At 62.9% G+C, this 22079-nt stretch carries 20 protein-coding genes, 1 tRNA gene and 1 pseudogene; 16 read left to right on the forward strand and 6 right to left on the reverse strand.

The genetic code is table 11. The annotated features are described in order from the left end of the window. Window positions 1-267 precede the first annotated feature (267 nt). The 7 genes from ssd to HWX44_RS11730 all read left to right on the forward strand — a co-directional run bounded on the left by ssd (window position 268) and on the right by HWX44_RS11730 (window position 4641). Window positions 268-1284, forward strand: a complete 1017-nt coding sequence (gene ssd, locus HWX44_RS11700) for a septum site-determining protein Ssd (protein WP_175974789.1) — start codon at window positions 268-270, stop codon at window positions 1282-1284. Beyond that, complete coding sequence (locus tag HWX44_RS11705) at window positions 1281-2417, forward strand: TadA family conjugal transfer-associated ATPase (RefSeq protein ID WP_175974791.1); 1137 nt, start codon at window positions 1281-1283, stop codon at window positions 2415-2417. Before ssd ends, HWX44_RS11705 begins: the two co-directional genes overlap by 4 nt. Then, window positions 2414-3076 carry a type II secretion system F family protein gene (locus tag HWX44_RS11710; protein WP_254868229.1) on the forward strand — a complete coding sequence of 221 codons (663 nt, stop codon included), beginning with the start codon at window positions 2414-2416 and terminating at the stop codon, window positions 3074-3076. Before HWX44_RS11705 ends, HWX44_RS11710 begins: the two co-directional genes overlap by 4 nt. 115 nt (window positions 3077-3191) lie before the next feature. Further along, window positions 3192-3719, forward strand: coding sequence for a type II secretion system F family protein (locus HWX44_RS11715; protein ID WP_444843291.1), 528 nt, complete (start codon window positions 3192-3194; stop codon window positions 3717-3719). Window positions 3720-3788: 69 nt separating this feature from the next. Beyond that, a complete protein-coding gene (locus HWX44_RS11720; RefSeq protein ID WP_010189925.1) occupies window positions 3789-3977 on the forward strand; it encodes a DUF4244 domain-containing protein in 189 nt (62 codons plus the stop codon). Beyond that, window positions 3977-4300, forward strand: a complete 324-nt coding sequence (locus HWX44_RS11725) for a hypothetical protein (RefSeq protein ID WP_175974796.1) — start codon at window positions 3977-3979, stop codon at window positions 4298-4300. The genes HWX44_RS11720 and HWX44_RS11725 overlap by 1 nt, the downstream gene beginning before the upstream one ends. Then, window positions 4297-4641, forward strand: coding sequence for an Rv3654c family TadE-like protein (locus tag HWX44_RS11730; RefSeq protein WP_175974798.1), 345 nt, complete (start codon window positions 4297-4299; stop codon window positions 4639-4641). The genes HWX44_RS11725 and HWX44_RS11730 overlap by 4 nt, the downstream gene beginning before the upstream one ends. Here HWX44_RS11730 and HWX44_RS11735 read toward each other — a convergent pair. Continuing rightward, window positions 4638-6998: pseudogene (locus HWX44_RS11735) on the reverse strand (DEAD/DEAH box helicase). The gene HWX44_RS11730 and the pseudogene HWX44_RS11735 sit on opposite strands and share 4 nt — an antisense overlap. Before the next feature lie 91 nt (window positions 6999-7089). On the opposite strand from HWX44_RS11735, the gene HWX44_RS11740 reads away from it, so the two are divergent. Next, window positions 7090-7293: a cold-shock protein gene (locus HWX44_RS11740; protein WP_010189920.1), complete on the forward strand. Its 204-nt coding sequence runs from the start codon at window positions 7090-7092 to the stop codon at window positions 7291-7293. Here HWX44_RS11740 and HWX44_RS11745 read toward each other — a convergent pair. Further along, on the reverse strand, window positions 7290-7883 hold the full coding sequence (locus HWX44_RS11745; RefSeq protein WP_158397573.1) for a DedA family protein: 594 nt from the start codon (window positions 7881-7883) through the stop codon (window positions 7290-7292). The genes HWX44_RS11740 and HWX44_RS11745 overlap by 4 nt on opposite strands. A 201-nt stretch (window positions 7884-8084) precedes the next feature. Here HWX44_RS11745 and topA point away from each other — a divergent pair, with 201 nt between their 5' ends. Then, on the forward strand, window positions 8085-11015 hold the full coding sequence (gene topA / locus HWX44_RS11750) for a type I DNA topoisomerase (protein WP_175974800.1): 2931 nt from the start codon (window positions 8085-8087) through the stop codon (window positions 11013-11015). A gap of 551 nt (window positions 11016-11566) precedes the next feature. Here topA and HWX44_RS11755 read toward each other — a convergent pair. Next, complete coding sequence (locus tag HWX44_RS11755; protein WP_175974802.1) at window positions 11567-12940, reverse strand: DUF418 domain-containing protein; 1374 nt, start codon at window positions 12938-12940, stop codon at window positions 11567-11569. Window positions 12941-12973: 33 nt separating this feature from the next. Then, on the reverse strand, window positions 12974-14506 hold the full coding sequence (locus HWX44_RS11760) for an adenylate/guanylate cyclase domain-containing protein (RefSeq protein WP_175974804.1): 1533 nt from the start codon (window positions 14504-14506) through the stop codon (window positions 12974-12976). On the opposite strand from HWX44_RS11760, the gene HWX44_RS11765 reads away from it, so the two are divergent. Beyond that, a complete protein-coding gene (locus HWX44_RS11765; protein ID WP_175974806.1) occupies window positions 14505-15752 on the forward strand; it encodes a DNA polymerase III subunit delta' in 1248 nt (415 codons plus the stop codon). The genes HWX44_RS11760 and HWX44_RS11765 overlap by 2 nt on opposite strands. 103 nt (window positions 15753-15855) lie before the next feature. Continuing rightward, window positions 15856-15931 (forward strand) — tRNA-Thr (locus HWX44_RS11770). Window positions 15932-15981: 50 nt separating this feature from the next. On the opposite strand, the gene HWX44_RS11775 is transcribed toward HWX44_RS11770, so the two are convergent. Beyond that, window positions 15982-17097, reverse strand: a complete 1116-nt coding sequence (locus HWX44_RS11775; protein WP_175974808.1) for a tyrosine-type recombinase/integrase — start codon at window positions 17095-17097, stop codon at window positions 15982-15984. Continuing rightward, a complete protein-coding gene (locus tag HWX44_RS11780; RefSeq protein WP_175974810.1) occupies window positions 17097-17672 on the reverse strand; it encodes a hypothetical protein in 576 nt (191 codons plus the stop codon). The genes HWX44_RS11775 and HWX44_RS11780 overlap by 1 nt, the downstream gene beginning before the upstream one ends. Before the next feature lie 150 nt (window positions 17673-17822). Between HWX44_RS11780 and HWX44_RS11785 the strand changes: the two genes are divergently transcribed. From HWX44_RS11785 to HWX44_RS11805, 5 genes are all read left to right on the forward strand, one after another. Further along, a complete protein-coding gene (locus HWX44_RS11785) occupies window positions 17823-18023 on the forward strand; it encodes a helix-turn-helix transcriptional regulator (protein ID WP_175974812.1) in 201 nt (66 codons plus the stop codon). Window positions 18024-18157: 134 nt separating this feature from the next. Continuing rightward, window positions 18158-18571 carry a hypothetical protein gene (locus HWX44_RS11790; RefSeq protein WP_175974814.1) on the forward strand — a complete coding sequence of 138 codons (414 nt, stop codon included), beginning with the start codon at window positions 18158-18160 and terminating at the stop codon, window positions 18569-18571. A 17-nt stretch (window positions 18572-18588) separates the two neighbouring features. Then, window positions 18589-18999, forward strand: a complete 411-nt coding sequence (locus HWX44_RS11795) for a hypothetical protein (protein ID WP_175974816.1) — start codon at window positions 18589-18591, stop codon at window positions 18997-18999. Between the two features lie 130 nt (window positions 19000-19129). Next, entirely contained in the window at window positions 19130-21127 is a 1998-nt protein-coding gene (locus HWX44_RS11800) for a bifunctional DNA primase/polymerase (protein WP_254868238.1), read from the forward strand. A 704-nt stretch (window positions 21128-21831) separates the two neighbouring features. Further along, window positions 21832-22074, forward strand: coding sequence for a hypothetical protein (locus tag HWX44_RS11805; RefSeq protein WP_175974820.1), 243 nt, complete (start codon window positions 21832-21834; stop codon window positions 22072-22074). Window positions 22075-22079 lie beyond the last annotated feature (5 nt).

Raw genomic sequence — 22079 nt, forward strand, 5'->3', positions numbered from 1 at the left:
CGAGTCTTATGGCTAACCAAGCTATTCTTTACCGCACTTATTGCGATACCCTCGAGCGTGGCTCGGGGGTATTTGCTTTTGATCCTTAAGGGCGGGTTCTAGTGGTCGTGGAAACACGGGTTCCCTGTGAATTTTCGGTACTTGAGCCCCGGTAATTTTGTTTAAACGTCAGCAAAACAGGGGCAAAAGACGCCATAATGGCGAAGTTATTCACAGGTGGTGAGGAAGTCCTAGCGCGCGGTTGGGGTGCTCGCGCATGCTTCAGGCATGAGCACGTTTCACCTAGTTATCGCTGTTGGGGATTCCACGCTGCGAGCCGAGGCAGCATCCGCAGCCGCCGCCAGTACTGCGGAAATAAGCACCGTGGAGGACCCGCGGGACTTCTCCCGGCACTTGCCCAAGGCGGATGCCGTCTTGGCCGATGCACTGACGGCCCGGCTCGTGGCGGGGCATCCGCGGGTGTATTTCCTGGCCTTGGATCCGGGGCCGATCGATTATGAAGCCGCACTCTGCTGCCGCGCGACTGCCGCCTTCATCGTTCCAGCCCAATCAAAAGAGCTCCTGGGCGCATTAGCTGCGGACGCTACTCCTGAGACCACCGTGTCCACAGGTTTAACCCTGGCGGTGACCGGCTCCGCTGGGGGCTTAGGTACCTCGACCGTGGCGGTGGCGCTGGCCCGCGAGGCAGGCGCGGATCTCCTCGTTGATGCGAGCCCGTATTCCGGCGGCCTCGACTTGCTCACCGGCATTGAGAACAAGCCTGGGGCGCGGTGGCCGGATCTTGCTGCAGGGACCGGTTCGGTTGATGCAGCAGACCTTGTCCGTGCTTTGCCCACCACCGCAGATGGCATCGCCGTGCTCTCAGCTGCGCGGTCCGCCAGCGCAGAGGTGGTTCAAATGAGTAGTGCCCGGCGCGCGGCCATTATGCAAGCTGCGTGTTTATACCCGGGGACCGTGGTGGTGGACTGCCCGCCGTGGGATATCCCCGATGCGGCGGATCACGTGGTGGTGCTGACCGCCGCTGAGGTACGTGCGGCCGCCGCCTGCGCGCAGCTGGTAGCAGAACTTCGCGCCCGGCCGCAGGAATGCTCCGTCGTCGTGCGCAACCGCCAGTGGGCGGGTCTGGACACCAGCGACATCGCCACGGTGACTCATGCAGACCCCATCGCTGAGTTGCCGACGATCCGTGGTCTGACCCGCACGGTGGAAACCAGTGGGCTGCCGCGCCAGCTGCCCCGAGCCCTTACGCGTGCCGCGCGCCAGATGTGGGAGGCCGTGGCATGAACCTGATCGATACCATGCGCACCATCGTGGCCGCCGAGCCGCAGCTGGCCCACGATGCACCTGCCTTGGCTCGACGCATTCGGCAGGAAGCCGGAGTCATCAGCGATGTCGATGTACTCGACCTTCTGCAACGCTTGCGCCACGATTCCGTGGGCTTAGGATTATTGGAACCGGTCCTATCGCTGCCGGGGCTGACCGATGTTGTTGTCAATGGTCCCGATTCCTGTTTCGTCGATTGCGGGCAGGGCCTGCAGCCGCGCGATATCGGCTTTGCCGACGACGCCGAGGTGCGCCAGCTGGCCACCCGGCTGGCGGCGGTGGCGGGCGTGCGGCTGGATGATGCGCAACCTTTTGCCGATGGACGTTTGACCCGCCCCGATGGCACGAGGATCCGACTTCACGCGTTGCTTGCGCCTCCTTCAGCAAGCGGAACCTGCATCAGCCTTCGTGTGTTGCGCCAGGCGCAAACCAGCCTGGAGGAGTTAATAGCCAATGGCAGCATTGATTCCAGCCTGGAGCACGTCCTGCGCGCCGTGGTTGAGCGCCGGGCATCCTTCCTGGTTACGGGAGGGACGGGCTCCGGCAAGACGACGTTGCTCGCTGCCTTGTTGGGGTGCGTGCCCGTCACCGAGCGCTTGCTCATCATCGAGGACACCCCGGAGCTTTCCCCGAATCACCCGCACGTGGTGACCTTGGTATCGCGCCGGGCCAATGCAGAAGGACGCGGCGAGATTTCCATGTCGCTCCTGCTGCGCCAAGCGCTGCGCATGCGCCCAGACCGCATCGTGGTCGGTGAGATCCGCGGCGCGGAAGTGGTGGAGTTGTTGGCTGCACTCAACACAGGACACGATGGTGGCGCGGGCACCGTGCACGCTAACTCTGTTGACGAAGTGCCCGCCCGCATGGAGGCCCTCGCAGCTCTCGGCGGGCTCGACCGTGTAGCACTGCACTCGCAGCTAGCGGCCGCCGTGCACGTGGTCCTCGGGATGGAGCGCACGCCACAGGGGCGGCGTCTCGCGCATCTCGGCGTGTTGGAGGGAAACCCGGTTACACCTCAGCTGGTGTGGACGGCCGAAGAGGGTCCGCTTCCCGGGTTTGCGCAGCTGTGCTCGCGGCTGGGGGTGGAACCATGATGTGGCTGTTCCTTGCAGCGGCGTGTTTGTTCTCGCAGCCTGCTTCGGTGGCGCGGTTGGAATCGCCGAAGTCGCGTTCGCTGGCGCCTGCGGCGGTGTTTCTCGGGGTCGGGTGCTGTGTCTTCTTCGGCAGGCCCACTGTTGTGGTGGCGGTGGGCTGCATTGTGGCTTGTGCGCTGTGGTTTGCCAATGATCTGGCAGCAGCCCGGCGCGAGCGTCATGGCGCGGAGGCACTCGCCTCCTATTTTGGTTCTATTGCCGCTGAGCTGCGGGCGGGCTCGACAACGGCGGGCGCGCTGCGTCGGGGTGCAGATGCCCTTCCTGACTCCACCCCGGAGAGTCTCCGTGACGCGTTGAGTACAGCGGCGGGACTCGCGGTGCAAGGGGGCTCACCCGCGGTGGCCCTCACGGCACCGGAGGTGAAGCGTTTTGCTGCGCTGCTCACCCTGTCTGGGCGCCATGGTGTGGCGCTGGCGAACCTCATTGAGCAGGCCCAAAGCCAGCTGGATACCGCGCGGCGCCATGCCGGTGAGACCGCCGCCTCCTTGCAGGGTCCGCAGGCCACCGCGATGGTCCTGGCGTGCCTGCCGGAGGCGGGCATCCGCATGGGGGGGGCGACGGGCGCGGATTCCCTGGGTTCTTGTTGGGCGGTGGCGTAGGGGGCGTGCGTCTCGACGTCGGCGTGGCACTCGTCTGCGCCGGCTGTGCCTGGTCGCGCCTCATTCTGCGGAAGGCGGCGCAGTGATGGTCTTGACCTATATCTCCACTGCATTAATGGCCGCGGCACTCGCTGTTACCGCTTCCGCACCAGCTGGGCGGATAGCCCAGTCGGGCTCGCGCACGCCGCGCCCGAAGACGCCGCGCGATGGTCCTTCTGCGGACTATAGTCCGCTCGATGCCGCCAGCGACCTAGAGCTCTTCGCCGCATGCCTGGAGGCCGGACTCTCCACGCGAAGCGCCGTGGTGGCCGTCGCCGAAGCCTCGTCGCAGTGGTCGGAGGCGGCAGCACTCATTGGGGTAGGGGTTCCCATGAACACTGCGTGGTCGGCGTTGGCCAGCCAGCCGCATTTGGAAGAACTGGTGCGGCTTACGCAGCTGTCTGGTGAATCGGGCGCAGCCATGGCAACTGGGTGCCACCGGTTGGTGGCGCAGCTGCGTGCCGAAGCCGCGGCGCAAGCTACCGCGCGGGCGGAGCGCGCTGGCGTGTTCATCGCAGCACCGCTGGCGGTGTGTTTCCTTCCCGCCTTCCTGGTCCTTGGGTTGATACCTGTCCTTATCAGCTTGGGCCAGCAACTCTTCTAAGGCAGAACAATCAACCATTTTCAGAACGCACAACCGACACAAGCACAGGAAAAGAAAGCTAGGTATATCATGCAGAAAAAGGTAAACTACCAGTCACTATTAGCTAATGATGATGGTATGTCCACGATTGAGTACGCCATGGGTTCGCTCGCGGCAGCAGCCCTCGCCGCAGTGCTCTATGCCGTGGTCAATGGCGGTGAAGTAACCAGCGCCATTACGTCCATCATCACCGACGCGCTGTCTAACACCCCGGGCTAATGCGCGCGCTGGATGACGCCGGCTCCGTCACCATCGAGGCGGCTCTGTCGCTGTCCGCACTCGTCATCGTTGCGGCGGGAATCGTGGGTGGCATCGCCACGTTGTCGGCCCACCTCGCTGCCGTTGATGCCGCGGGCGCTGCAGCTCGTTCCGCTGCCATCGGCGTGGACTTTCACCGCGAGGGAGTGGCGGTCACCGTGAGCGAAGGCTCCGGCCTCATGACCGCTGAGGCCGCCGTGCCCGCACCTCTGGGAACCATGCGTGCGCAGGCGGTGTTTCCCGCGGAGATGGCAGCCGGTGGGGCCGCGGGGGCGCAGCCATGAGTCGTCATCAGCGCAGCTGGGGAAGGATCCTGGCGGGGGAGGAGGGCTATGCCACCGTCGTTGCCGCCGGGATCATCGCCGCGGTAGCTTCTTTGTTGTTGGCGGTCGCGGCCATTGCCTCACTCGTTGTGGCGCGGCACGAAGCGCAGGTGGCGGCGGACCTCGCTGCGGTATCGGGGGCGTGGGAGGCGGCCAAGGGCAGGGACGCCTGCACGAAAGCCACAGAGATTGCCGCGCTCAATGGTGCGGAACTCGGCTCCTGCGTCGTCGAGGGACGCGACGTGGAGGGGACTGCCCGGCTGCGCGGGCGCAGCGCCATCGCCCGTGCCGGTCCGGTCTAAGAGGTCATGGTCACCAGCGCGCCAAGCAGCGCCACAGCGCCAGCCTTGTCCAGAGGGTTATTGCCGTTGCCGCACTTGGGGGACTGCACGCACGACGGACACCCGGACTCGCAAGGGCAGGAGCGCACGGCGTTGAAGGTGGCTTCGATCCACTCGGGGAAACGCCGGAAGCCTTCCTCGGCGAAGCCGGCGCCGCCGGGGTGGCCGTCGTAGACGAAGACCGTGGGCAAGCCCGTATCGGCGTGCTGTGCGGTGGACACGCCGCCAATATCCCAGCGGTCGCAGGTGGCAATGAGCGGCAGCAGCCCAATGGCGGCGTGTTCGGCCGCATGGAGGGTGCCGGGCGTGCGCCCGGCGGTGACTCCCATCGCTGCGAGTGCCAGCGGATCGATGGTGTAGGCCACCGCCCGGGTCACCAGGCGCTGCTCCGGCAGGTCAAGGGGGATATCCTCGCCCACGGAGCCATCGGAAGCCGCACTTGGTAGCTGGTGACCTTATCGTGACTTCGACCTCAGGCTGCCCACAGGCCGGGGCGTTCACCAGGTCATCGGCCTCGCTCAGGATCCGGATGTCCGTCGTGGACTTCGGCTGCGTGGTGTAGTCCGGCGTCTTCGGTACGGCGAGGGCTACGCCTGGCTCGGCGGTGCTGTGTCATCGGCGTCGCCTAGGTGCAGTTCCTCGATGACAAAGCTTTCACCGCGGTGCAGGTACACCGCGCCGGGATGTACCTGGCTCACCGCGCGTGCGGAATCGATGGTGCCCAGGAACCGGCCGTCGGAAGCATCCACAATCATGACTTCCTCGCCCGACCCACCGCGCAGCGAGACGGCCGTGTGCGCGGTCTCCGGGGTGAGCTCACTGGAGCCAGCGGGCAGGGGAGCGGCAAACCAGCCCTGCGGGCGTCGGCGCAGCAAGCCTTGCTGGGCTAGGTCATGAACCACGTCTTCGGCGTGGAAGGCGGCCACGTCGGCATCAGACAACGGCTTCTCTACCGCTGCGCAGTAGACGTGCCCGCCCAGGATATACGGGTTAGCGGGGTTGAACACGCTGGCCTCCACCGGCCGGCCTAAAAGCGCTTCCGGGTGGTGAACCAGGTAGGTGTCCATCGGTTCATCGCGGGCCACCAGGACCACCAGCGAACCCTGACCACGGCGGCCCGCGCGCCCGGCCTGCTGCCAGAAGCTAGCAACCGTACCCGGGAACCCAGCAGTGACCACGGCATCCAACCCGCCGACGTCGATGCCCAGCTCCAAAGCCGAGGTGGTGGCCACGCCGAGCAGGGAGCCATCGTCCAGCGCCTGCTCCAGCGCGCGGCGGTCCTCGGCCAGATATCCCGCGCGGTAGGCGGCAATCCGGCGCGCAAAATCCGGCCGGCCCAGCCTCCCGGAGAGCTCTTCTGCTGCCCGCAGCGCGGTGGTCTCTGCCGCGCGCCGCGAGCGCACAAAGGTCAAGGTCCGCGCGCCCTGCGCCACCAGTGCGGCCATCATCCAGGCAGCCTCCGTCGTGGCGGCGCGGCGCACAGGAGCACCGTTCTGCCCTTCGATGCCCTCCATAAAGCCCGGCTCCCACAGTGCTACCGTCCGCGCACCCGTCGGCGCGCCATCCTCGGTTACGGGGAGAAACTCGCGCCCCGTCAGCCGTGCAGCATGCCGGGCGGGATCCCGCATGGTCGCCGAAGCCGCAATCACCACCGGCCGCGAGCCATAGTGCGCGCACAGCCGCAGCAAACGCCGCACCACGAGCGCCACGTTCGCCCCGAAAACCCCGCGGTAGGCGTGCGCCTCATCAATCACGATGAACTTCAAGTGCCGCAGCACCCGCGCCCACCGCTGGTGTGCGCCCAGCAGAGAAGAATGAATCATGTCCGGGTTGGAAAAGATGAACCGCGCCTGATCGCGGATGCCGGCGCGCGCTTCGGTGGGGGTATCACCGTCGTAGGGGGCGGGGTGGACGTCGTGAAGCGCAGCGATGCCCTGCGTGAGCTCGAGCACCGTGCGCAGCTGGTCCGAACCCAGCGCCTTCGTTGGCGTGATGTAGAGCGCGCACGCGGTCGGGTCCTGCGCCAGGCGGGACAGGATGGGCAAACGGTAGCCCAGGGACTTTCCGGAACTCGTGCCGGTGGAGACCACCACGTCGCGCCCCTCCCACGCGGCCTGTGCCACGGCGACCTGGTGGGCATAGAGCTTGGCGACGCCTTGCTCCTCCAACGCCGCCCGCAACTCCGGCAGGACCCACTCTGGCCACTCGGCATAGCTCGCTGGCTGGGCGGGCAGGGTAGTGGAGTGTGTTAGCTCGGACTCGGGGAAACGCTCAACGAGGTGCTCGACGAGCTCCTCACCCAGAGGGTTCTCACTCACGCTTGCCTCCACTAATCTGCTGCAGGTGTCCAAACGTGGCACACTAGTGCACTAGTTTGCACTACTTTATTTCCGCAAAGGACAACTCATCATGGCATACGGTACCGTCAAGTTCTTCAACGCCGAAAAAGGCTACGGCTTCATTGAGCAGGAGGACGGCTCCGGCGACATCTTCGTGCACTACACCGAAATCCAAGGAACCGGCTTCCGCACCCTCGAAGATAACCAGCGCGTCTCCTTTGAGATTGGGGAAGACGCTAAAGGCCAGCAGGCCACCAACGTCGAGGTGGTTTAGGGGGATTCGGCATAGCCGCGTCGGGTATCCCACCACTCCAGCAGCTTATTCTGTCCCTTCTGCAGGCCGTAGCCGATGATGACGGCGGCGATGATGGAAATGAGCATGGCTATTGCCGGCGAGCCGGAGAAGGCCACGCCGCCGAGATAACCAATGGCTAGAGCCTGTGCCACCCACAGCAGGACGCCGATGGTGTCGAAGAAGAAAAACAGTACCCACGGGTAGCGCATGGAACCCAGCAGAATCGTCATGAAGAGCCGGGCCGAGGGGATGAAACGCGCAATGATGATGGCTGCGCCGCCACTGCGTCGAATGTTGCGCTTGACCCACGTCAAGGCGTCATAAGCCTTCGTGCCCTTTTGGGCTCTATTAATAAGGGCAATGAGCCGGGTTCCTAGGAGGAAGCACAAGTTATCCCCCAAAATGGCGGCAACCATGGCGACGAAAAACATGGTGGGGAGGTGGGGGAATCCTTGGGAACCAGACCAGGCGCCCACCATGTTGAGGGGAACCTCTGAAGGCAAAACGGGGAAGAAGCAGTCGAGGAAAATCAGCGAGCCCACCAGCGGATAAATCCACTGTGTGGCCATGATGACCTCGAACCATGCAGTAATAGACGCAATCACGCTGTCTCCCGGTTGTGTACTGTGAGGCGAATCCTCGGACGGCCAGTATAGACCCCCTGTTGTGTGGACGTGTACTGGCCTGAATAACTAGAGTGAACCTCTATCTGTGTACTCTAGGGGCAATTGCCCAGCAGAGGACTAGCCATCGGAAGGGATGAAGTCGAAGTGGCAGAAGCTACCGGCCCGGGGAAGACCCTGGTCATCGTCGAGTCAGCAACCAAGGCGAAGAAGATTCAGCCTTACCTCGGCGATAAGTACATTGTTGAGGCCTCCGTCGGCCACATCCGGGACCTTCCCCGCGGCGCTGCCGACGTCCCCGCCAAATATAAGAAGGAATCCTGGGCGCGCCTCGGTGTGAACCCGGAGGATAACTTCACCCCGCTCTACGTCATCAGCCAGGACAAGAAGAAGAAGGTCGCTGACCTCAAGGCCAAGCTGAAGCAGTGCGATCAGCTCTACCTCGCAACAGACCCCGACCGCGAGGGCGAGGCCATTGCCTGGCACCTGCTGGAAGTACTCAAGCCCAAGGTGCCGGTGCGCCGCATGGTCTTCAACGAGATCACCAAGTCCGCCATCCTGGAGGCCGCGGAAAACACCCGTGAGCTCGATGAAAACCTCATCGACGCCCAGGAAACCCGCCGCATCCTGGACCGCCTCTACGGCTACGAGGTTTCCCCGGTGCTGTGGAAGAAGGTCATGCCGCGGCTATCGGCTGGCCGCGTGCAGTCCGTGGCCACCCGCGTCATCGTCGAGCGCGAGCGCGAGCGCATGGCGTTCATCCCCGCCGAGTACTGGGATCTCACGGCAACGCTGACGTCCACGCCGGACTTCGACGCGCGCCTGAGCGCCCTCGACGGCAAGCGCGTGGCCGCGGGCCGCGACTTCAACGATAGGGGTCAGCTGAAGAGCGACGAGGTGGTCGTCGTCAAGCAGGCCCAGGCGGAGGAGCTGGCCAGCGCGCTGGAGGGCTCCACCATGACCGTGGCCAGCGTTGAGCACAAGCCCTATTCGCGCAAGCCTTCCGCGCCGTTTATGACCTCGACCCTGCAGCAGGAGGCGGGTCGGCGCCTGCACTACACCTCGGAGCGCACGATGCGCATTGCGCAGCGCCTCTACGAGAACGGTCACATTACCTATATGCGTACCGACTCGACCTCCCTGTCCAAGCAGGGCCTGGACGCGGCACGTGAGGCGGCGACGTCCATTTTCGGCGCCGAGTTTGTGGCCGACGGGCCGCGCACTTACGACCGTAAGGTGAAGAACTCCCAGGAGGCCCACGAGGCCATCCGTCCCGCCGGTGAGCGTTTTGCCACCCCGGGCCAGCTGGCCGGGCAGCTCGACGCCGAGGAGTACAAGCTCTACGAGCTGATTTGGAAGCGCACCGTCGCCTCCCAGATGGCCGATGCCAAGGGAACCTCGATGAAGGTGACTGCGACCGTCAACGCCGGCGGCCACGACGCCGACTTCTCCGCCACCGGCCGCACGATTACCTTCCCGGGCTTCCTCAAGGCCTACGAGGACGTGGCGGCGAAGGGGTCGAAGGAAGAGTCGCGCCTGCCGCACCTCAACGAGGGCGACACGCTGACAACGTCCGCGGTTACTGCCGACGGCCACTCCACCAACCCGCCGGCGCGCTACACCGAGGCCAGCTTGGTTAAGAAGATGGAAGACCTGGGCATCGGGCGCCCGTCGACGTACGCCTCCATCATCAAGACCATCCAGGACCGCGGCTACGTGCTCTCCCGCGGCAACGCGCTGGTACCTTCGTGGGTTGCCTTCGCGGTGGTGGGCCTGCTGGAAAATAACTTCACCGAGCTGGTGGACTATGACTTCACCTCCTCCATGGAGGACGAACTCGATGCCATTGCGGCCGGTTCGGAGAACGGTACGGACTGGCTGAATAACTTCTATTTCGGCAATACGGAGGCCGGCGAGCGGAAGGCCGCATCCATTGCCCGCCACGGCGGCCTGAAGTCCTTGGTGGACATCAACCTGGAGGCTATCGATGCCCGCCAGGTTAACTCGCTGCGTCTTTACACCGACGCTGAGGGGCGCGATGTCTTCGTGCGTGTGGGCCGTTACGGGCCGTATATTGAGCGCGCCGTGGGTACCAACGAGGATGGCACGGTGGAGTACCAGCGCGCTAACCTCTCCGAAACTGTCACCCCAGATGAGCTCAACGAGGCTTTGGCGGAGAAGCTCTTTGCCACCCCGCAGGGTGGCCGCGAGCTGGGTCAGAACCCGGAGAACGGACGCACCATCGTGGCCAAGGAGGGCCGCTTCGGGCCGTACGTGACCGAGCAGGTGCGTGACGACGAGCGCGAGAAGGCCGAGGCCGAAGCCGAGGAGATCGTCAAGGAGGAGCGCGCCGCGGAGGACGCCCAGCGCGCCGCCGAGGGCAAGCGCGCCAAGAACTGGGAGACCAAGACCGCGGCGAAGCAGAAGGAAAAGCGCATTGCTGAGTATGTCGAGGAGAAGCTGAAGCCGGGCACGGCTTCGCTCTTTGCCTCGATGGAGCCGGCCAGCGTCACGCTGGAGGAGGCGCTCAAGCTGCTGAGCCTGCCGCGTGAGGTGGGCGTGGACCCCTCGGACGGTGAGGTCATCACCGCGCAGAATGGCCGCTATGGCCCGTACCTAAAGAAGGGCAAGGATTCCCGTTCCTTGGCCAAGGAAGAGCAGATCTTCTCCATCACGCTGGATGAGGCGCGCCGCATCTACGCGGAGCCGAAGCGCCGCGGCCGTGCGGCCGCGCAGCCGCCGATTAAGCAGCTGGGTGACAACGACGTCTCCGGCAAGCCGATGACGGTCAAGGACGGCCGCTTTGGCCCGTACGTCACCGACGGCACCACGAATGCCTCGCTGCGCCGCGGTGACGATCCCGAGCAGCTTACCGACGCCCGCGCGAACGAGCTCCTCTCCGAGCGCCGTGCTAAGGATGCCGCGAACGGTGGGGCGAAGAAGTCGACGAAGAAGAGCACTAAGAAGTCGACTAAAAAATCGACGAAGAAGGCTACGAAAAAGTCGAGCAAGAAGGCCACGAAGAAACCTTCGCCGGGTACCAAGAACGTGGTCAAGGCCGGCTCGCGCAGGAAGTAGATAGGTCATGCTCACGTTCGAGAGCTTCGCCCGCGACATGGTGGCCCGCACCCAGGAGGGCACCGAGGCCCTCCTGCGCGCGGTGGGCCCGACCTTTACTGGCCGCGATCACGTCACCCTCGGCGCGCTTGCCGCGGGGGAGACTGCAGTCTGGTCACGCCTGTATAAGTGGCGCACGCTCGGTGTGGCCACGACGGCCGCTGTACCCGTACTGTTGGCCCTGCGACCGGACTGCGCACCGGAGACCCGCGTGGGGCTCATCGCTGCTTCGCTTGGCCAAGCCGCCAAGCGCGGTGCACCAACGACGTTCGGCGTGACGTGTATCAGCGTTCAGTACGCCTCCTTCGCGTGGGCGCTGCGCGGTGCACGCAACGATGCGCTGGGCTGGGGCCTGCGCGCCGGGGCGTGGGCAGCTGGCATCGCGCTAGCTCGGACTCGCAGCGAGCGCCCCGCCACGGCTGTTGCCGGAATTCCGGCGGCCGCGCTCTCCGCGCTAGCCGGTGATGAGAAGCTCCGTGCCGACCAAGCCACACAGGGGCTGAGCCACGGCGCTAACTTGCTTCTGGCCTCTGAGGCGCTGACGGTCCTGAACCCGGCTGAGCAGCGCCAGGTTGCGGGCCTGCGTGGCCGGGCCTTGGATGCTGCGCAGTCGGCGGCGCAGACGGTAGGCCTGGTGCTGCTGGTGGATGGGCTGGCGCGGAAGGGACGGGGTTAGACGTCGCACCTAATTCAGGGCGCATTGTCTTTCCGTAGGACAAGCGGCGGTGCACCCACTCGAAGGGCCCAGGCTTGCCTGCGGCCTCGAGCGCGCAGGCGATGAGAAGCGTGGCCAGCCACACGCCGGCCGCTAGTGCGCCTTGCCCTGCCGCGCTGAACTCCGGTCCAATGTTGAGCGTGAAGGGGTAGACCAGCGCCAGGAAGAACACGGACTGCAGCACATAGCCGGTCATGGAACGCTTGCCCAGCGCAATCAGTGGCCACAGGAACCACGGCCGCGCGCCACGGCGCTGGAACGGCTCCAAAGCGAGCGTGGCCGCCGCCACGATGCCCGGTCCGGTGAGCATGCCGATGAAGCTATTCGCCGCGTTAAGGGGTTCCGCCAGTGCTGAGTCCAGCACCCCAATCGTCGACAAGCCCCAGGGCAGCCCGAGGAAAAGGATGATCGCTAAGGTCACCAGGGTCCATGCCCATAGCTCACGCCGATGACCCCCGCCCAGGGTGCCGCGGCGTGCCCACACGAAGCCCACGAGCATGAGCGGCAGGGCGATGACACCGGTAAAGGGGAAGGACACAGCGTGGGCGAGGAGCGCAAGAGCTTGCTCGCCCACGAGCCCCAAGTAGCTTTCTGGTGAAGGGACACCGCCGATGTTGAAATTTGAGGTGTCGATGAATACTGCGGCCACGCCAATGCCAATGCCGGCGAGTACTTGGAGTCCGAAGAGTGCATAGGCCACGCGCATGAGGGTTTTGTCGGTCACAGGGAGCAGCAGCGCGAGGAGTATGCCTATGGCTCCATACAGCATCATGATGTCGCCCATAAACAGGAAAAGGCAGTGAAGTGCTCCGAACAGAGCCAAGAACCCATAGCGTTTCGCAATCACCGCCCGCGCGCGGCGAAGCGGGAAACCTCGCCGCCACAAGCTCATCGCGATAAGTCCTACGCCAAAACCGAGAAGCGTGGAGAACATCGGCAGGCCGCGCACGTGGATGAACATGGCGGCAAAGACCACGTAGATTTTGTCCGCGAGTGTTTCCACGCCGCCGAAATAAGCATCGGGGCCATCGCCGTCGTTCATGATCCACGCGGTGGTGATGTTAGCCAGCGCAATGCCCAGCAGGGCCATGCCGCGGGCGACATCGGGGACGAGGAGGCGAGGACTCGAATTCTGACGTGGCGGATGGGGCTGATATGGCTGTTGGAGCATGGCCCCGAAGCTACCAGAATCACAAAGACTTATTTATCCGAGGGCACGCTCCGCCAAGGTCGGGCGAATCGGGCGGGCCAGCTGCGTCATGCGGCGACGCCCGCGCAGCTCGATAGACTTCATCAGCGTCCAGCGCGCTTGCTCAGCCTCGTTAGCGCCGCGCAGCGTGGCAGAGTTGGTGAGCACCTGGCCCGGGGTGTCCTTGGCCAGCTCAGTAAGACGTGCGGCCTCATTGACGGCGTCACCAATGACGGTGTACTCAAAGCGATCCGCACCACCAATGTGGCCAGCCACCACGTGGCCCGCGGCCACGCCGATGCCTGCCTGCAGCCGCAGCCCGCGCAGTTCCTGGCGCAGCTCGCGAGCGGCCTGCAGGGCCATGGAATTAGCGTCGTAGACCGTCAGCGGGGCACCGAAGACAGCCAGGGCGGCGTCACCCTGGAACTTGTTGATGATGCCCTTGTTGCGGTGCACCACCTCAACGACGTGCTCGAAGAACTTGTTGAGCTCCTCCACGACCTCCTCCGGGGTGTGGTTGACGGCGAAGGTGGTGGAGCCGATGACGTCGATAAACAGCACTGCCACCTTGCGGTCCTCACCGCCCAGCTCCGGGCGTTCCTCCAGGGCGCGCTGTGCCACCTCAGTGCCGACATAGCGGCCGAAGATATCGCGCACGCGCTGGCGCTCACGCAGGCCGCGCATCATCTCGTTGAAACCGGCCTGGAGAACACCGAGCTCGGAGCCGTCGTAGATGTCCACTTGGACGTCGTTCTCGCCGCGGCGCACGCGGTTGATGGCGTCCTGCAGCTCCAGGATCGGATCCACCACACTCATCATAGCGAACATGGTGCCGATAAGCCCCGTACCCAGCGCCGTGATGCTCAGTGCGATGATGGCAGGGATGATATCGGCGGTATCGGCGGTGAACATCCCCATCTTCTGGCCCAGGTGCACCAAGATGATGCCGATGAGCGGGATGCCGGAGGTCATCATCCAGGTGGAAAGCAGCCGGTACTTAATCGGCGGCTCCAAGGTGGAATCCTCGAAACGCCGGGCCACGGCCTCCGCAGCCACGGGGCGTACGAGGCGCTCCGCCTGCAAGTACGTCAACAGCACGATGAGGCCGCCGGCCAATGCAGCAGAAACACCGACTACGACGGCCAGCCGCGCCGAGTGCTGGCCCGCCAACACCACCGCCAAGATGATACCCAGCAGCCACACGCCCGCGGCCACACCGGCCTGGTAGAGCGGGATGCGCAGGACCAGGTTGCGCACCATGTTGGGATCATGGTCATCGGGGCTGCGCTGCCAGTCCAACACCGGCCTGAACAACCGAAGTGTTACCGCTATGCCGATGATGACCGCAAAGGTCACGAACAGCGTGCCGTAGGTCCACAGGTGGGGCGTGTGGGCGATGAAGTCGGAGATCTCCGGCATGGGGAGAAAGAAGACCACGAAGGTCATGATCGCAATGGCACCGATGATGTTGGAGCCAAGGACGAGCGCGGCGTACATCGGCCATTGAGTACCCCATAACCAGCGGGCGCCACGCATCAGTCTATTCATGGTTACTCACTTTAGTTATCCCAGTAGGCTAGGGCGAGTGAATACATCAAGCGTTGCAGAAAGGCTTGCCGACGCCCCCTCCGTCGCCCACACCATCCTCAGTGCTGCCCGCGCGGCACGGGGCGAAGGTGACCCGCGGGCGATGAGCCATTCCTGGCTCTTTACCGGTCCTCCCGGTGCCGGGCGCTCGCTGGCGGCGCAGTGTTTCGCCGCGGCGCTCATGTGCACGTCTGCCGACGAGAACGGCAACCCCGGATGCGGGCGCTGTCCCTCCTGCCAGAGCGTCTTGGCTAAGCAGGAGCACACCGACTTGGTCTACGTGGACCCGCAGGAGCAGTTCATTACGGTCGGCGAGGCCCGCGAGGTCATTGGGCGCGCGGCCAGCCTGCCGAGTGTGGCGCCGTGGCGCGTGGTCATCTTCAACAAGGCCGACCGCCTGCGCAACGAGGCCGCCAACGCGTTGCTCAAAACCGTGGAGGAGCCCCCGGAGCGCACCGTCATCATCATGGTGGCGCCCTCGGAGGATCCGGAGGACTTCTCGGTCACGCTGCGCTCGCGCTGCCGTCACCTGTATATACCGGCGCCGAGTGTGGAGGGTGTGGTCAAGCAGCTCGTCGCCGAGGGGGCTAGTGAAGATGACGCGCGCCTGGCCGCCGTGACCACCCTGCGTCATGTGGGCCGCGCGCGACACCTGGTCAACGAGCCCGCCGCGCAGAAGCGCCGCGCCATGGCCATCAACCTGGCTGAGGATGTCTTCCACGGCTCCCAGGCCTTTCAATCCGTTACCGCGCTGCTGAAGTTCATTGAGAAGGAAGCCAAGGATTCCCACGCGGCGGCGGAGGAGGCGGAGCGCTCCAAGATTGAGCAATCCTTCGGCGTTGGCGCCAAGGGCAAGGGCGCGACGAAGGCGCAGCGCGACGCCCGCAGTGCCCTGAAGGATATGGAGGAGCTCCACAAGAAGCGCGCTAAACGACGCATCGCCGACGGCCTCGACATCGCCTTGGTGGATCTCGCCGGTATTTACCGTGATGCGCTCATGCTGAAAGTCGGCGCTGAGGTGGAGATGACCCACCCGGACTTCGCGGGCCTAGCCGGTGAACTTGCCCAGCGCGTGAGCGAAGATGGCTTGCTGGCCGCCCAGTCCGCCATCCGCACCTGCCGCGAGCAGCTGCCGCAGAACGTCACCCCGCAGGTGGCTTTCGACGGCATGGTGGGCCGCCTGCGCCTGGCCTGCGGTGCGCGCTAACCTGCAGCATGTGCTACACGTACCCCACATCAAGCAGCCCGATTTCTTTCTCAGCCCCGGCCTAGGCTAAACTCTCACGCGGTGCATATACACACGGCACCGTGCCGCCTTAGCTCAGTCGGTAGAGCATCTCACTCGTAATGAGAAGGTCGCGAGTTCGATTCTCGCAGGCGGCTCCACATAAAATCCCCCGTGACTAGTGCAAATGGTTACGGGGGATTATTGAGTTTTATGCCGCTTCGCTCTCTGTGGCTACATTTTGGCTACATACGTAGAGAGCTTGAAGCGATTGGGCGACATCGTCGAGCGCATCGGGAAACAGGTCGGAGTAAACATCGAGCGTCACGGCTGCGCTTTCGTGGCCCAGGAGGCGTTGCACAGCTTTTACGGACGCACCAGAGGCAATTGCCATGCTGGCGCAAGTGTGGCGTAGAGCGTGGGGGCGAATCTCTGGCAAGCCGTATTCGGCTTGTGCCTTTTCTAGGCCAGGAATAAACACTCGTTTCCGGTAGTTGTTGGTCTGCAGTCGCGCTCCTCCTGGAGACGTGAATAACGGGGCGTTGTTAGAACGGCTGGCTACTAGTTCTCCGAGCTGTTTGGCTAGGAACTCGGGTACGGGAACTTGGCGCGTCTCGTAGGTCTTAGTCGGGCCGATAATACTGGGACCTTTAACTGCCTTCGTAACGCTTAGCCGATTGTTATGTGGGAGCCAGTCCGCAACGTCCAGGGCTGCTAGTTCGGAAATTCGGAGTCCACAATAAGCCAGCGTGTAAATCAAGGTCTGATATTGCCCCTTAGGCATAGCTTCGGCTAAGTGGGAGACCTGCACAGGGGTGAGAAATTGGCGTTCTGAAACAACGTCCCTCTTAACCTTCACATTAACTACCGGGTTGGTGGGGATAAGCCGCCCCTCCACGGCAGTGTCGAGCACCGAGCGCAGAATATGGAGCGCTCGCTGGATAGTGTCTCGCTTCTTTCCCTGGTCCTGGAGTTCTGACACCCACTTTCTGACCTCGGGTGTGGTGATACGCGAGACCGGCCAGGACCCCCAGCGGGGTTTAACGTGGACGTTCCAGGCAGATGTGTTCGTAGCTTGAGTTCGATGGGCCAGTACAGACTGGCTTGGCAGCCAGAGCTGGTAGACCTCGGAAACAGGGGTTCGACCAGCAGCAGGGTGGATAAACGTACCGTCGAGCTTAGAAGCTTCAAGTTGGTCTGCGAACCGTTGTGCGTCGCGCTTGGTCTTGAAGCCACGTTTCCGGGTCAGTTTACGGTCTGGTGTGCGGTATTGGACCTGCCACTTCTTCGAGCCGTTGGTTAACTCGTATTGACTGATAGACGCCATTAGCGCACTCGCTCTTCGTCGGTGAGGTAGCCCGCTGCAACCGCTTTCGTGAGCCAGCGCCGGACGGAGGCAGGTGACAGGTCGAGAGCTTCTGCTAGTGCGGTGGTAGCGGGGGGCTGGATAATGCGGAGCCACCGGTAAGCCGTACCCAGGTGCTCCAAGTTGCCCGCTGGGTCATTCTTTATCTCGGCGTACCACTTGGGCAATTCGTGTTCAGGGAAGGGTTCACCCTTGTAGGTGATAAACGTCCGTAGCCAAGAACTCAGAGCGCTAAGGGGAATGTGTACGAGGTCTGCCTGCTGAATCGGTCCGCGCCCCGGTAACGGGCGGACTTCCAAAGCGGTGGTGACATAACGCCCGCCCTGCGGTTCGAGGACGGCGCGGAACTCGTAGGGTGAAGCGGGGCCATAATAAGATATGGGCATTTCAGCTTCTTCACCAGCTTTTAGAGCGGCGGTGAAGGCCCGACGGCTTTCCTCCTGGAAGGCTCCCCCCTTAGTTTCAATAACGACGCGGGAGGGGCCATAGAGGGGACCGGCCACCTGCACCAACGATGTGGTTGGGTCACTAATCATGCCGTCAAGTATGGCACACATTCCTGCTTTTCACCAGTACACCGCCTTTTCGTATAGTGCGCGCTTAATTTGCCAAGCGCTCACGGGCGTGGTTTGATTGAGAGTGAGCGCTAGAAAAGTGAAGCGCTCTCTGATCATCTAGGAGGACTGATGAACGATTTGCTTACCGTTCAAGATTTGGTTGCTCGTTATCCCGGCACCACGCCTGGCGCATGGGCAAACCGTCGCTACAAGGGCACCGGGCCTAAATTTCTCAAACTTGGCCGACGAATCATGTACCGAGTCTCGGACGTGGTCGCCTGGGAAGAGGAAAACGCTCACACTTGCACCAGCGAATACGAGGTGGCCTAGGTGCCAGCGATTGGACGTGACTACCAGGCGGAGGACGCCACCAGCAAGAGTTGCGGGCGACTCTTCTACTGATTGTCTCCAAATACGACTAAAGCCCCGCCACAAGGGCGAGGCTCTAACCGAAAGGATATTCCATGACCATTAAAACATGCGGTACCACTGCTGGACAAGCAGCTACAGGGGTGGCGGAATTCATCGCCGAAATTGTCGTGCGATTCTCCAAGGAACCCTGGCCAGAAGACGGCCTGTACCTGCAGGTTGAGGCGCCCGAACGCCCGATGGAAGTTGCAATGCGCTGTGCTGACAATTTGGAGTCTGCGACGAATGGCTGGTTGATCTACGACCTGGAGAACAGCCGATTTCTCGTCAAGCTACATGCAGGTGGCCAATACTGGCTGAACGAAGAGGAGCTGGTCATCTGCTGCTACAAACTGCTGTGTATGAGCTACTACCTGGACGGAGACGAAAAGCGACCGTTCAATCCGAACATCTCTCGGGTAACTGAGGTCGTGGAAGCTCTAAAAGCACTGTGCGTGAGTGAACGTTAGAGGAGGACGTACTGAAGATGACTGAATCTAACGTTGACGACTGTTGGGGTGTCTACGAACGGGTGGCCGAGGCTATGAGGCGCGAAAGTTCGAACACGGACATGGTGTTCGCACCTTCGCCTGAACACCCGGTAAAGGCCGCTCGTTGGGCGCAGGGCCGACTAGAGGGGTGTGGAGTATTCGTGAGCTATGACCACACCAGCGACCGGTTCCGAGCGATAACTGACGCGGGTCTGAGGTGGATCTTTACCCAGGAGCTAATCGACTGCCTGTATTTGCTCTTCGAGGATGTTAACTATATCGGTTTAGACCAGGTGCGCTTGGTTGAAGAGGAGTCCGAGCGGTGGCTGCCTGACCGGCGAAAGATACAGGAAGTTGTTGAGGCTTTTAAAGCAATTTCTCCCCGCGCCCCCTCGTTGATGGGTTAATCAACCATTCATATAAATGAACGCCCCACCTGTTCCCTAGGTGGGGCGTCCTTTGATTAAGGAGCTTGAAATGCCAAAAATCCCTAAACCCGATTCTACCAGTGAGAACAACCCGAAACAACCTCGTTCTATGCTGGAGCTGGCCCTTTGGTACGCCAGCCAGGGAGTCGCGGTTTTCCCACTAAAACCTAAGGATAAAACTCCACTTATTGGAGCTTGGCAAAAGAACGCGACCTGCGATGAGGCGCAGGTTCGGGACTGGTGGGGGCAACACCCTAACGCCAACATCGGCGGTCACCCTGGGGCGAACCAGGTCGTGCTCGACGTGGACGGAGTGGACCACGGGGGAGACGACGGCTTCGAGTCTGTGAAAGGCTACGACCTGCCGGAAACCTTCAAGTGCTACACCGGTAACGGCGGTGAGCACCACTGGTTTACGCTGCCTGGCTCCGAAGAGGAGTGGTCAACCTATAAGACCACCCAGACCGGGGCGCTGCCTGGTGTGGACCTGCGCGGCGCGAAGGGCTACGTCGTGCTGCCAGGTTCGATACACCCGAACGGAAAGCCCTACAAGCTGGACGTTGACGGCAAGCCGGTGGACCCCCGCACCTTGGACGAGCTGCCTGCGCTCCGTGGTATCTCCGTGGCTCCCGGCTGGCTTCTCGACCTTTGCCGGGGCACCAATACCGGAGAAACCACGAAAGACAGCGGGAAGGCCACGGAAGGTATCTTTCGGGCGTCTCTTCGGGCAGGCCTGCTCGACAGGTTTAAGGACGAGGCGCAGGTTGGCACCCGAAATAACACTCTCTTCCATTATATCTGCGAAGCTCGACGCCAAGGCCTCGACATGGAGCAAGAATGGCTAGCAGTTGGACAGGAGGTTGGGCTAACCAGCGGTGAGGTCCAAGCCACATTGAGTTCTGCCGCCCAGGCGGAGCCGATGGGAACCGATCACCTGGAGCGCGAGATAGCCCGGGAGATGGAGCGCCTGCAGGTGCGCGAAGAGGCTAGCCGCCGATTCCGGGAGCGTAAGAACCCTGTGAATTTCGCAGAGGTGCCGCGCCTGACGCTGGCCGAGCTGCTGGAGCGTGACCTGGGCGAAGAACAATACGTCGTGGACCAGCTCTGGCCCGAAGGCGGAAAGGTGCTGTTCGCCGCGCCGCCGAAGGCGGGCAAGTCTACGCTGGTCGGAAACCTAATCCGGTGCCTGGCTGATGGTGGAAAATACCTCGACCGGTTCGACGTTGCCCAGGTGGAGCACGTTGCGCTGGTGGATACCGAGCTGTCCTACCGTATCTTGCAGAACTGGCTACACGACCAGGAGATTCAGAACCCTGACCGCGTCGAGCTGTACCCGTTGGTTGGCCAGGCTGGAAGCTTCGACCTTATGAGTGACGCCAAGCTGGACGCCTGGGCAGAGGCCCTGAAGGACGTAGACGTGTTGTTCCTGGATGTGTTGTCGCCGGTATTCACGGCTATGGGCGTGGACGAGAATACCGAGACCGGGCCGTTCTTGGACCGATTGACCGAGCTGAAGCGGAAGGCGAACATCGGTGCTCTAATGGTCGTTCATCACACGGGACACGAGGGGACACGCGCCCGAGGGGACAGCCGCCTGATGGGCTGGTCGGACGCTAACTGGGTACTGCGCCCGGTATCGCCTGGCCAGCCGGATAGCGTGCGCCTGTTGCATGTCACGGGACGAGATGCCGCGCTGGCTGAGACGCCGCTGAAGTACGAGAATCGGCGCTACTCCATCGCGTCCGAGGAGGAGCTGACACAGGAACGACTGGCCCGAGCCGCCCAGGAACAACTCGAAGTCGAACGCAAGAAACGGGCCGAGTACGACGAGCGCAAGGAGACTTGGGACAATCGCATCGAAGACCTGCTGGCCTACGAACGAGAGCAGGACGAGAGCTTCTCCTGGTCTCGCAACAAGGTTAGGAAGGTAGCGAGGTGTGGCGCTGATGTGGCGACACAGCTGAAGATGGCGCTGGAAACAGGCAATCATGAATTCCCGTGTGCACCGCCGAGAGAGCTAAAGAATGTCCCCCGCGTAGCGCGAGAACAGGGTGGACTACCGGACTGGACTGGTAGTCCGGGGGGTCCAGTCCACCAGTCCGCCTAGTCTCCGAAATGGACCGGACTACCGGACTGGACTGGTAGTCCGGGGGGTCCAGTCCACCAGTCCGCCTAGTCTCCGAAATGGACCGGACTACCGGACTGGACTACCAGTCCATATGGACCAGTCCACCAGTCCACTGACCCCAGAGCCGACCCGCCTAGACCGGACCGGACTGGTGGACTGGACTGACCCCCCTTTTAGGGGGAGGGTCAGTCCAGGTCCACTCAGTCCGGGTCTCCGGTCGGCTGGCGAGGTCGAGGCTCGGGCGCTGGCGGTCCGCTGGCTCTCGCGTCGTCGCTGGCAGTGGGGGGATGCCAGAAAAGTTGAGGGGGTATATTTCCTCGACTCCCCCCTCGGCTCTGATAGTCGAGTTCTCTCTCCCTGTTTCGGTCGAAAATCATTTGTTGCCTGAAACTCTGGTGGAGAACTCGGACCCTCGGAAGGCATTTTCGAGGCTGTTTGAACCCCTTCTCCGGTACCGACGCCCGGCGACGCCCTTCCAGGCGCTCGGAGATACCTTCGAGATACCTTCCCGGGCCTCTCCGAAGCCCCCGGTGCCCCCCAGAAAAGTGCCCGTGGCGCTCTGCCCTGGCTGAATCCCCCAGGCGGGTGATTAACGGGGCGTAGTAATTCCTTCCTGGGGATATTGGCGGCGTGTTTTGATTTCCAAGAACTTAAACCACCACAGCAGTGTGCAAGGAGCACTCATGAAACCAAGCGAAATGCCAGACAGTCGCCCCACAACCAGTTTCCACACCAATGTGGGCAAGGCCCAGGTGATGGGTGAATCTCCGCACCTGGTGGACTTCACCCTGCGAGCTAACAGCCGGACTCGCAACGGGTCCCGCGAGCAGGCGTTCTACCTCAAGTTTGGCGGCTGCTCCTATCGGCTGCATCCCCCTGCAGCCCGTCGTCTGGTGCGCGTGTTAACCGACGCCCTGGAGATTTAAAGCGC

The organism is Corynebacterium sp. Marseille-Q2823 (assembly GCF_903645345.1).
In the GTDB taxonomy this organism is placed as follows: domain Bacteria; phylum Actinomycetota; class Actinomycetes; order Mycobacteriales; family Mycobacteriaceae; genus Corynebacterium; species Corynebacterium hiratae.